Below are 11,971 nucleotides of genomic sequence, written 5' to 3'. Positions count from 1 at the left end.
CTGGGCATCGGAGCGCTGCCGAACACGGCATCGCCGTCTCGGCTAGGGACGGTCGATGTAATCCGCCATCAGATAGCTCTTCAAGCTGGCGATCACGTTGCGGCACGCGTTTTTGACCTCCCGATTGCGGCGATCTCGACTTCGCCACGGACTGACGTTGGCATCGATCACCGTTTCACGCATCAAGTTTGACTCTCCCTGATACCCGGTTTCGACATCGCGTTCATCGAGGTTGATGCGGAGATGGAACGCGGAGACGCCATCGGCGCTGCGGCGGCCATGGATTGAAGACCGCACATCCAAGCGAAGCTCCAAGCGTTGATCCTGCACCTTGAGGATTTCCGCGTTGTGATCGGCAATAAAGCCTCGCAATTTCTCGATCACCATTTCCACCGGAACACGCGTCGCGAGTTTGGCTTTCACCTGGTCCGATTTCGAAGGGGTCAGCAGCCAATGAAACCAACCTTTGGATGACGTGGCAAGCACGTCGACCGGTTCACGCAATCCGGACCCGAGCTGCACGACGCGGTTGCGACCATTCTCTTTGGCCTTGTACAAAGCCCGATCGGCCCGCGCCACAATCGTCGACTCGGTGTCTCCAGATTGGTACTCGGTGACGCCGAAACTGGCGGTGATACATTTATTGGCGAGCGCCGGCTGGGCGATCCGCTCCAAATCACAGCGAATGGTTTCGGCCCGTTTTGCCGCCGTCGCGTTGTCACAACCAGGACACAACAACGCAAACTCTTCACCTCCATAACGAGCGACCAAATCGCCGTCCCGACTGTGACGCTCCAACACGGAGGCAAAGCTGATCAAGGCGTCATCGCCAGCCTGGTGGCCATGCGTGTCATTGACCGACTTAAATCGATCGATGTCACAAAGAATTAGACTCGCAGGTCCCTTCCCAGCGGCTGCGAATTCGACGACATCCCCCAACGCGCGATCGAATTCAGCGCGATTGGCGACACCGGTTAAACCGTCGCGAGTCGCTTTGACATGCAGCGACTGGACCTTCTGTTCGAGCGACTCCTCTTGCGAGATATCGTTGACAATCGCCAACGCCCCCTGCACGCGGCTCTCTTCGCCCAGGATGGGAATAAAGTTCACTTTAACGGGAGTCTGCTTCCCATCGGGCAAGACCAACCGCATCCGGCGTCGCGACTGCGCCCCGGTGGCCAAACAGCCTCCCAGGCTCGCAGCCTCGCCAGGATGTTGACGCGAATCGTCCCAACGCACCAAGGTGTCCGACCAAGCTTGCCCAATCATCGCATCGGCCGCGATGTTGGTCATCCGTTCGAAAGCGTAGTTCCAATGCGTGATCACCCCTTCGCCATCGATCGCCACCACACCATCGCACATCGTGTCCAGCAGATGCTGGTGGAATAGCAATTGGCCCAAAGCGCCGTCGTTGTTTCGCGAGCGGGGCTTCGGCGAGCTGGACGACCAAAACCGGTTGGAGTAATCCCCCTGCAAATCCTGCAACCACCGCCGCGCCGCAGCGCCGTACATCAACTCGGGACGACTTTCCAAGAGACTGGCGTAGTCGCGCACAAGGTCGGGATCAAACTGGGTTCCCGCATACTGAAACAACTCGGCGACAGCCCGCTCTTGGCTAAACGCCCGCCGATAAACCTGATCGGTTGTCATCGAATCGAACGATTCAACGATCGCCAGCATCCGCGATCCCAACGGCAGGTCCTCGCCGCTCAGCTGGTCGCTATCCGTGCCCGCATGGAACCAATTCCGGCTGTAGCGCAGGATTTCTAACAAGCTCTCATCGCTGCAGCAGCCCCGCAAGATTTCACAGCCCACATCGGGGGCCTGTTCCATAATCAGCCGTTCGTCGTCGTTCAAATGCCCAGGTTTTTTCAGTACGCGATCGGGAGTGGCAATTTTTCCAATATCGTGCAGCAACGCAGCCACTTCCAATCGGTCCCGCATTTCGGTCGACAATTGCAACCGGTCGGCCCAAACCGAACACCCCAATGCAACGCGCAGGCTGTGCTCGGCAGTTTGCCGGTGCTTGCAGCGCAACGAATAGAACAACGAAGTCGCCACGCCCAAGCGAACCGCTAGCAATTGGTTCTCATGCGAGCCATCGGCATCATATTCTTTGCGACTTGCCACCGTCCCCGAGGGAAGTCGATTGAGATCACCCAACAGGGTGGAAATCCGTTCAAAGCCTTCAACCACGTCCACACGGCTTGGTTTTTCGGCGGATTGCCCCGTAGGAAGGGGCGGAGTTGTATCGATCATAGGGGCGACGCAGGGGCTAGATAGCGTTAAATGGACGGTGCAAAGAGACTAAGCAAGCCTACGTTTTGTTCGCAGTTTGGCAAAAATGGATTTTCCGAAATCCGAACGTTTCAGGGTGATGTTGGCTCCGACGCCCCGATTTCGTTACCCTCGCAATCGCGCCAACGCGACGTCGCCCCTTCCGGAGAGACGCGTTCGCCGCTCAATGAAGATCGCAACGGGCCCATGAGTCACGACCGAAGATCCCTACAAACCCGACGCCGCCGGATGATTTCGGCGCAGATCCTGTCGATGGATCCGGCTGCCGAAGTGCCGCGCAGCCAATCCAAGCTGCGGGACGATGCGTCGCGCCCCGCGCCGGCAGCCTACGGTTCGCGGGTCCAACGTCGCTTGCGCGCTCGTTGGTTCGAACTGGTCCCCGTCCGGCGGCGGTCGCTGCTGGCCGTTAAATCGTTTGTACTGCTGGCCGCTTGCCTGCTGATCGCCGGGCATTACCTGAGCATGAATTGGGCACCGCTGTATCAATACCCCGAACTGGCCCGCCCGCTGCGTCTGGACAACCCGGCCAGCTTCGGTGGCTGGTTTGGTTCGATTTCGCTCGCCCTTTCCGCGGGTATCGGCTTCCTGATCTACCAACTGCGCCGCCATCGCGCCGACGATTACCGAGGGCATTATCGAATCTGGCGTCCCGTGATGGCGTTGCTTGTCCTATTAAGTGTCGATTCGATCGCTGGCACGCTCGATTGGTGCGGTGCGATCCTCGACACCCTGCTGGCAGGCCGCGCCCCGATGGCCGGCGGCGACTGGCTGCGGCTGCTGTTATGCGTCGCCGGATTTGCGATGACCGCGCGGCTGTTGATCGAGATGCGGCACAGCCCCGCCGCCGCTTTTTGGCTCGTCACCGGCTCGGCTGCCGTCGCCTCGCGACTGCCGATCCGCTGGAACTTCATCGAGACAGGCCCGTTGGCGACCGCAATGATCGTCGGTGCAGGACCGTTGATCGGCCGCATCGCCGTCTTCCTGTCGCTGGTCACCTACCTCCGCTCGATCTACCGCGACGTCCGCGGATTGAACCAGACCGACGGCCAGACTGGCCGCTTGCGATTGCCACGGTTCGGCCGCAAACACCTCGGCCGCGAAGCGTTCGACGAACCGGATGAAGCCCCCAAACCATCGCGATCGCGCAAGAAAGCCGCCGCGGCAGCACCGGAACCGGAGCCCGAGGAACAACCGCCCGCCAAGCGAGGCTGGTTCCGCCGCAAACCGAAGCCAGCTGCTGACGAAGTCGACGAGCAATTCAACGACGAACAGCGCGAAGTCGCCCGCAAAGCGGACGACGACGAAGCCCCCGTCAAACGCAAGGGTTGGTTCAGCCGCAAGGCCAAGCCCGTCGCAGAGGATGGGGCAGGGGACTCCGATGACGAACAGGCCGACGACGGCGAAGCACCGCCCAAACGCAAGGGCTGGTTCGGTCGCAAGGCCAAGACTGCCGCAGAGGATGGGGCAGGGGAGTCCGATGACGAACAAGCCGACGACGACGAAGCACCGCCCAAACGCAAGGGTTGGTTCGGTCGCAAGGCCAAGCCTGCAGCGACCGATGAAGAATCGAGCGACGACGCAACCGATGAGGCTCAAGAGGACGTAGCACCCGCCAAGAGCAAGGGCTGGTTCAGCCGCAAGGCCAAGCCTGCGGCTGAAGAAGATTCAAACGACGATGAGACTTACGAAGATGAGTCCGAAGACGACAACTGGCAGCACGACGACGACGAACAAGACGACCACAGCGAATCACATCATGCCGCGGAAGACGAATCGGTCGACGTCGACAACATCGACTGGTCCTCGATGAGCAAAGCGGAACGGAAGCGAATGAAACGCCTGCTCCGCCAACAAGGCAAAGACGCCGCGTAGCGTTGCGCAGCATCAGAACGGTAAAGTTGCGATAACGTTTTCATGCATCCGGATGGCGACGTCACGCGCTGATGTCAGATTCGACTGGCTCCGCCTACAAGAGTCCCCACACCTCAGCATCCCAACGTTGCGTTGCGACGGGGCCGCGAGATGCAGCATTCAATCCACTTCGGCTAATCTCGGACGCGAAGCGACTGAATAATTGCCTCCGCTGCCTCAAGCCACTGGTCCTCCAGTTGCTTGGTGACGTTGAAAGATACAAGTAACAGTCGACCCTTCACCGATGTTCCGACCATGATGTTACGTATTTCAGTGTCGCTTGCGGGGGTCCGCAAATCTAGTTTTATCCAGTTGCGCCCGTCGATGTCGACAACACCGCTATGGAACCATGTTGCCGTCGGATGGAATTTGCGGTACGTGCCTTCCATCTGTTGATGGAACGCGCCGATCTCACTCCGTCGCATCCGCTTCGTCGTGTAATTAATGGCGACGTTGATTGCCGCTGATTTGTTGGTGTACACAAGCGTTGGCCGCAGTTCGTTCGGATATTTGAGCTTCAGCCTCTCCTCATCCATCTCCGAGAAATCCTCAGGAAGAAGCAGCGAGAGCTTCCCATCGATGGCCACATTTGGCTTGAGCACAATACCACCAACGATTGTTTCCGAAAGCTGAGATCCGTTGGCAGAATGACCCTCGGTTCCCACAACCTCACCAACCCGCTGCACCTGTGGAGTTGCCGCTGTCGGCGTATCGGGCTGCTCACGACATCCGGCGACGAAGACAAAAAGAATGATAGTGAATCGTTGCATGTCGATCCCTTTCGTGCTGAGTCTTTTCACTGCCAGCGCAATCAATGGTGTCAAGATTCTTTGAGAAACCGGCCCGCCTAAAAAGAGTGCAGAAACCTTCGTTACTTCCAGCCAAAGCACCTGCCGGCGGCCAAGTGACGTTGTTTGCAAGAGCCCCCGCATCACCGCCCGGGTCCACGGACTCGTTAGGTCCCAACGCAGTCCGATGTTTGATTCCCTAGTTCAAAAATCGCGGGTCGCTCACGAAAAGCGACCCGCGCGACAAATGATCAATCGGTAATGGTCAGTCCGAGCGGGAGCCACTTTGGCTTTTCAACGACTCCAAGATCTGGTCGAGATTGTAGCTGGCTGCCATCTGCAGAGGCGGGAAATTTTTGTATGACATCAGCTCCTTCTCCCACAGAAGTTGGCCGATCGGCAACAGGTTCCAGTCGTAGACGTACGCAGTGCTAGGTGCTGCGAGTGCTCCGGCGTAACTCATCAGCGACTTCGTATCGGCACCGACGCTGATCTCAAACGGATCGCGCTTGATATTGGCAAGCTGAGTCCAGTGGTAGGTTTGCGCCCCCATCAGTCCACCCATTGCACCGGCACCAACCATTGTGTAGTAGAACTTCCAGTTCTTGTATCGCACGGCCGAGGGTTGTGCGCCGGTGTAGTAGAAGAACGTGTCGCGAGCCGATTCCTTCGACTCACCCGTCAGGTATTCGGTCTGATTGAACCCATCGAGCTTGGTCTTCACGATACCGGGATATTTGCCCGCCATGATTTGATCATTGAGGTCGTTATCCTTGGCACCGCCCGCGATTTCGACGAGCGTGGGCAGCCAGTCTTGGGAGGCGAAGATTTCTTTGAAGATAGTGCCCGGCTTAATCTTTCCGGGCCAGCGGACGACGCAGGGGGCACGCATGCCGCCCTCCCAGGTAGTCAGCTTGCCGCCCTTGAATGGAGTGGTGCCTCCATCAGGGAAGGTAATGACTTCCGCGCCGTTGTCGGTCGTGAAGACGATGATGGTATTGTCGAGTTCACCCATGTCCTCGAGCTTTTTGAGGACGACACCGATGTTGTCGTCGAGCTGCTTCATGCCGACTTCGTTGATTCCCCAATCCTTGCCCCCCTTCACGCCGAGCATGGCTTCATACTTAGGCGACAACATCGTGGTGATGTGCATACGGGCGGGGTTGTACCAGCAGAAAAAGGGCTTGTCCGTCTTCTCGGGATCTTGGCGATCGAGCCAGTCCACGACCTTGGCGGAAATTTCCTCATCGATAGTCTTCGAGCGTTCTAGAGTCAGCGGGCCTTCGTCCTTGCCACTCTGATTCTTCGCGGTGCCATTGGAGGATTTCATCCACAGAATCGGCCGCGGGGAAGCCATGCAAACGCCTTCTTCGGGAGTGATCGCGCCGGGTGTTTCAGGAATACCGGGGATCGGCACCATCTTCATCGGTGGCACGACAGCCTGCTCGGTCGGACTCTTGTTAATGTCGGGGAAGCTGACCCCTTGCATCGCATCCAGATGGTAGAGGTAACCCCAGAATTCCTGGAAACCATGCGCGGTCGGCAGGGAATCGGGATGATCGCCGAGGTGGTTCTTGCCGAACTCACCGGTACTGTAGCCCTGATCTAAAAGGAACTTCGCCAGGCTTGGAGTGCCGGGGCGCAGGTACGAAATCGCACCTGGCAACTGGGGCATCAGCATCCCGGCCCGCATCGGATTCATGCCGGTGAAAAACGCTGTCCGCCCGGCCGTGCAACTTTGCTGGGCGTAGTAGTGCATGAAGAGGCCGCCCTCGCTGGCAAGCCGGTCGATATTGGGAGTTTCCCCGACCATCAAGCCTCGATGATAACAACCCGGCTGCATCCATCCGATGTCATCCGCCATGATGAACATGATGTTCGGCTTTTTCTCGTCCGCTTGAGCGGTGGCGCCAACAGACATCAGGCAGGCTGCCAACAGTGCCGTGACCCGGAGGGCCGGCATCCAGCGGTGGATGCGTAGCTGCGTTTTCATAGTATCTTTCGTTCGTTGAGTTGCCCCGCCATAAATTGGAACGCATACGCTGGCGGTCAGGGCGTACGATTGCGCTCGTTGGCACATCATAGGGGAGGCCACTTCACGTCAGCTCATCTTTGTCAAAATTAAGTCGATTCTCTTGACGCACATCCCGCGTAACCGGGCGGCAAGCTTACGCTCTCATTTCAAATTCCGACGCATTCGCTCATGCGGTTCATACATGGTCAGGGAAATCGAATTGCCCAATAACGGTACACATCACCGAAATCGCGTGGTTAATATTCCATTAATAAATGCCCGATCGCGATCTTCGCTGCATGGGGCGAATTCAAAGGTGCCAGGACTCTTTGCTATCCGTCTAAACGAGTCCTGCCACGTTAGAGCCTGACAGAAAACCAAGGTTTTAAACTGCGGTGCCACGCGAACCAGAGGTTTTCCGTCCGCTTCTTAGTTTCCCAAGCCCTGTTACGGCTTTGCCTCAAGAACGAGATTAAAAGGAGTTTCGGTGGCACGTCGAAATTGACTGAAGCCTGCTTCTGCAGCGACTTCGCTCAGTCTTTTCTCACCAGCCTGAGCGCCTAGTGCAAGCCCAACCTCCTGACTAATGGACGCAGGAGTACAGACCATTGTCGAAAAACTGTAGAACATTCGTCCGACCGGGTTGAGATTGTCTTTCAGTTCGTCATGTGCAAACGGCTCCACAAGCATCATCGTTCCGTCGGGCCTTAATGCCTCAAGAGTATGCGCGGCCGCTCCAACCGGGTCGCCCATGTCGTGCAAGCAATCAAAAAAGGCGATAAGGTCATAGTCTGTTCCCGGAAAATTCTTTGCTGCTGCTACATCAAAACGGACGTTCGCCAGCCCCGAGTCAGAGGCAAGTTCATTGGCGCGCTTTACCGAAGGCTCGTGAAAGTCAAATCCGATGAAACTCGATTTCGGAAAAGCCTTGGCCATCACCAGCGTGGAGGCCCCGTGGCCACAGCCCACATCGGCAACCTTCGCTCCCGCCTCCAATTTATCAATCACACCGTCCAGTGACGGGAGCCACTCGCTCACAAGGCTTGCCTGGTACCCTGGCCGAAAGAACTTTTCGGTTCCACAGAAAAGGCAAGCGCTATGGTCACCCCATGAAACGCCTTCGCCTGTTTGAAATGCATGTGTAATTTTCGGTTCATCGACATATATTGAACCGATTGCATAAAATCCTCCCGTCATGCAAAAAGGACTGTCCGGGTCCGCAAATACAGCTTGTTGTTCAGGGCTCATGCTAAACTTGTCTGTATCTGCTTCATATTCGATGTAGCCAGAACCGGCTTGGGCGGCACACCATTCGCGCACGTAGCGTTCGGTGGTCCCTGTCTTTTCCGCCAGCATGCCGGCCGACAAGGGGCCGTCCTTCGCGAGAGCGCGATACAGCCCAAGCTTATCACCCAAAATCACCAAAGAACCTACCGCAGCGGCTCCCATTTCAGAAACCATTTTGCCAAGTAAATCGTGCATTCGGTTTTCATTAATCATCTTTTCGCTTCCGGGTTTGGTTTGCACAGAACGGTAGCGATATGCGGGCGGCGGCAGTCGACTTGCATGGGGTGCGTTTTGTTCCCGCAGATGACGCGTCCGCTCCCAGATTTCCCTGAAAACCGCCCCCCCCCAACTGAGAAACCAATTCTTACGGATCAGACCAGGCTGTGCAAGAATTTTCCTCTCGGTGCTCCCCCAAAAACTTGCAGATATGCTTAGCTCCTTCAAAGCACCGACGCAAATTAAGAGTGCAGCCGAGCCCAGTCTCTTTGATGCGTCAGACTAAGCCTGGCGCATTAGAGGCCATGGAGCAGCGAATCAAGAGTTTCCCCGCTGAGCAGAAGCGGACGAAACGTCTGCTCCGCCAAAAAGCCAAGGACGCCGCGCAGCGTTGGATGGCAAAACAACAGCACCCCCAAACAACAACATTTAACGGAACCGTGTGGTTACGTCACTTTGCCCATTCCACTTCACCCCAATTCGACACGACGGTTCACGCTGTTGTTACACCATTGTTATTCGTGTCGGTTGCCACTTGTCGCCAATCTCCTCGCACCCGGCGACGGCGGCGGACACAGGGAATCAACATCGTCTTGAGCGAAATACCACGCGGACAGTCGTTCCCCGTTGTAGGTTTCCAGCAGCCGATTGTTGCGGAATTGGTTGTTCCACGAAGGACATTCCGGTGTGGGCTTGGAGCAATCGTTGCGTGGGTTGTCGTCATCGTTGCGACGGTGGTCACAGTACCACTGAGAATACGCTGCAGCGATCCCCGCGCGGATGAACGTGTTTTCATTGACAATATTGTTGTTGGATGCATCGCGAACGCGAACCGGATCACCGCAGCAGTCCTGGAATCGGTTGCGAAGAATCTGATTCCCCGACGAATGGTGCGCGATATAGATTGCGTGCAACAGCCCGTACCGGCTCGACCTCGTGATGTTCAAGAAATGATTGTTGACGATCGAGTTGTCTTTGGAATTGACGAGTCGCACTGCGGCGGTCGATCCCTCACCAACATCTGTGAACATGCAGCCGTATATCGAGTTGCCGCGATTGCACGTTTCCACCGCATTCCGGTTCCCGTTCAACGAGATCGCTGTCGCGTAACGCGTGACGTGGATGTACTGGAAGTTCAGCCCCGTCTGCTGCCCCAAAGAGTGGTCGAGGCGGAACCAAGTTCCGCGATGCTCAACACCATCAAAAACCGGCCGCACCTTGTCGCCAGCGCGGGGCATGAAAGTGATCGAGTGTTCGGGCATCGTGAATGTCCAGCGAATACTCTGCCCGCGGTAGGTGCCCGACCCAATCCGGACCTCCGCGTCTCTGGGATTGTCGGCAAGCGTCGACTTCAAGATCTGCTGCACCCGCTGGAGTGTCACGACGGGCGTGTCAGGCGTCAAACCGTCGTTGGCGTCCGATCCCGCAGGATCCATTCGCACAATAAACGGCGACTGAGCGTATCCCAGACGCGCGACCCCAAGGATCAGCACGGAAGCGACAAGCAATAGGCGTACATACATCATGTTGTTGTGTTCTAACGTTTTGGCATAACCGCGGTTGATGCACGACTTAAAAAGGCTCGACCGGCGGCTCCGTACCATGCCAACGTTCTACGGCGTTGAATGTGCAGGACAGCTATTTCACTATGGAAATCAAAGGTGTCAGCAATTCGCTTGAATCGCAAGCCGGGGTGGGATGGATCAGCCAGGAATTGCCGGTAGGCATCGCGAGTTTGCTTTTGGAGGTGCTGAGGTAGGGAAGCGAAGCAATCGCGAAAACGACGGGGCGTTAACGATTTCAAAGTTCATATGGAACGAGTGGTTGAGCGTCGCCACCGTCCTTCTCCTGCAGCGTCTCCGAAGCAAGTGACGCCAGCAAAGCGGGTGATTTTGCGAAAGTAGCGTCCCATGCGTTGTCTGCCGCGATCTCGTTAAGCAGCCATTTCGCAAGTGCGTCTTGCTGTTGAGGAGGCAGTTTTGATGCGTGCTCAAACACTTTTTCAAGCAAGTCAGTCATGATGGGTTCTCCAGTCAGGATTTTAGCTGGTGACAACCCGCGCGGCAAACATAGCTCTCGCCATCCGTCTCCAACATTGGATCGCGGCGGGAAGCAGTGGGGACGGTCGCACGACTTGCAAGCAGACGAGAGAGCGGGCAAATTCAAAGCCCACCTGGATCATCACCACCGAGGTGGCTATGAAGGTGCTTCTAACCCTCTGTAGCCACAATTGACCTCATGCCCCACCTAGCCGCAATTTTGTACGCGATGATCATCATCGGCGTGATCCTGTTTCAGTGTTGTCTGATCGCAGGCGCGCCATGGGGACCGGTGACACAAGGAGGACAGCACCCCGGGGCGTTGCCGGCCAAGGGACGCGTGGTGGCTCTCTTATCTGCCGTATTGCTCGCCTTCATGGCAGCAGGGATCACGTCGGCCGCTGGCCTGGCCCCCAACTGGCAGAACTGGACCGGGTGGGCGGCACTCGGAGTGCAGTCCCTGAGCACGCTGCTGAACTGGATCACACCGTCACGCCCCGAGCGGCGGTTGTGGGGACCGGTGACCAGCATCATGCTCGGGCTGGCGACTTTTGCGGTTGTGGCAGGGAAGTAAAACCTTCTGGCGAATTCAAAGACGCAATGACACTTTGATAAACCGGACCGCTAGTGTGCGTGGCGGGAACTTGGACTGCTGGAGCCCGCAGGGCGGAATAGGAACTGCCGGTGGCGTCAGCCACCGGTCCCAAGATCGCCAGACACAACAAAGCCTGGAGGGCGACACAACCAAACTTCCGGGTGTCGCCCTCCGGGCTGAACTTTTGCTGTTAGGGGATGCTTACCGGCGGCTTACACCGCCGGCAGTTCCTGTGCCGGCCTGCGGCCTGAAAACGTTTGGTGTGGGGCCAGGATCCGGTGGTTGACACCACCGGTAAGTCTTGCGACGGCCAGCGGCCTATTGCAAAGGTCGATGGTGTGCGTGATGGGAGTTTGAGACTGCTGGAGCCCGGAGGGCGGAACACGACCTGCCGGTGGTGTAAGCCACCGGTCCCAAGATCGCCAAACACAACAAAGCCCGGAGGGCGACACATCGACACGAAACTCCCATGTAGCGGCCTCCGGGTTCGTCTCTTTTTAGCAAATCCCAAGGTGCCATGGCGCGTGAGTTCGATCTGGGGCTAGACCAAGTGCGCCTGGACAACGCTCGCGACAGAATCCCGGGAAATGCCCTTACGTTGGCAGTAGTCCGATGCCACCCAGACCACCAACTCTTTTGCTCCCTTGCTTGCGTTGCATGAATTACAACACAAGGCGATGTTCTCCAGCGTAACGATGCGAGCGTCGTTTACGATATGCTCCCACGTCGCAACGCGTTTTCGTGAACCGCCATTCGCGTCCGCTTCGAGGAATGCAATCCCGCAGTAAACGCACGCCTGATCACGTTCGCGGATTGCAGTCTC

The 11,971-nt window shown here is 57.1% G+C and carries 8 protein-coding genes; 2 read left to right on the top strand and 6 right to left on the bottom strand.

What is annotated here, in order from left to right; genetic code table 11:
- Positions 1-42: 42 nt before the first annotated feature.
- The gene (locus tag Poly24_RS02540) at positions 43-2,259 is read right to left on the bottom strand and encodes a bifunctional diguanylate cyclase/phosphohydrolase (RefSeq protein ID WP_145090008.1); all 2,217 of its coding nucleotides are present in this window, start codon (positions 2,257-2,259) and stop codon (positions 43-45) included.
- Between the two features lie 267 nt (positions 2,260-2,526).
- On the opposite strand from Poly24_RS02540, the gene Poly24_RS02535 reads away from it, so the two are divergent.
- Positions 2,527-4,170: a hypothetical protein gene (locus Poly24_RS02535; RefSeq protein WP_231753436.1), complete on the top strand. Its 1,644-nt coding sequence runs from the start codon at positions 2,527-2,529 to the stop codon at positions 4,168-4,170.
- Positions 4,171-4,343: 173 nt separating this feature from the next.
- Here Poly24_RS02535 and Poly24_RS02530 read toward each other — a convergent pair whose 3' ends face one another.
- From Poly24_RS02530 to Poly24_RS02505, 5 genes are all read right to left on the bottom strand, one after another.
- Positions 4,344-5,129: a hypothetical protein gene (locus Poly24_RS02530; RefSeq protein WP_145090002.1), complete on the bottom strand. Its 786-nt coding sequence runs from the start codon at positions 5,127-5,129 to the stop codon at positions 4,344-4,346.
- Between the two features lie 133 nt (positions 5,130-5,262).
- Positions 5,263-6,990 carry an arylsulfatase gene (locus Poly24_RS02525; RefSeq protein WP_145089999.1) on the bottom strand — a complete coding sequence of 576 codons (1,728 nt, stop codon included), beginning with the start codon at positions 6,988-6,990 and terminating at the stop codon, positions 5,263-5,265.
- A gap of 468 nt (positions 6,991-7,458) precedes the next feature.
- Positions 7,459-8,511, bottom strand: a complete 1,053-nt coding sequence (locus Poly24_RS02520; protein WP_145089996.1) for a class I SAM-dependent methyltransferase — start codon at positions 8,509-8,511, stop codon at positions 7,459-7,461.
- A 518-nt stretch (positions 8,512-9,029) separates the two neighbouring features.
- Positions 9,030-10,040: a right-handed parallel beta-helix repeat-containing protein gene (locus tag Poly24_RS02515; RefSeq protein ID WP_197452265.1), complete on the bottom strand. Its 1,011-nt coding sequence runs from the start codon at positions 10,038-10,040 to the stop codon at positions 9,030-9,032.
- A 274-nt stretch (positions 10,041-10,314) separates the two neighbouring features.
- Positions 10,315-10,533, bottom strand: a complete 219-nt coding sequence (locus Poly24_RS02505) for a hypothetical protein (RefSeq protein ID WP_145089988.1) — start codon at positions 10,531-10,533, stop codon at positions 10,315-10,317.
- A gap of 219 nt (positions 10,534-10,752) precedes the next feature.
- On the opposite strand from Poly24_RS02505, the gene Poly24_RS02500 reads away from it, so the two are divergent.
- The gene (locus tag Poly24_RS02500; protein WP_145089985.1) at positions 10,753-11,127 is read left to right on the top strand and encodes a hypothetical protein; all 375 of its coding nucleotides are present in this window, start codon (positions 10,753-10,755) and stop codon (positions 11,125-11,127) included.
- Positions 11,128-11,971 lie beyond the last annotated feature (844 nt).

Origin of the sequence: Rosistilla carotiformis (assembly GCF_007753095.1) — a bacterium.
In the GTDB taxonomy this organism is placed as follows: Bacteria; Planctomycetota; Planctomycetia; order Pirellulales; family Pirellulaceae; genus Rosistilla; species Rosistilla carotiformis.
This window is presented reverse-complemented; position numbering and strand designations above follow the sequence as displayed.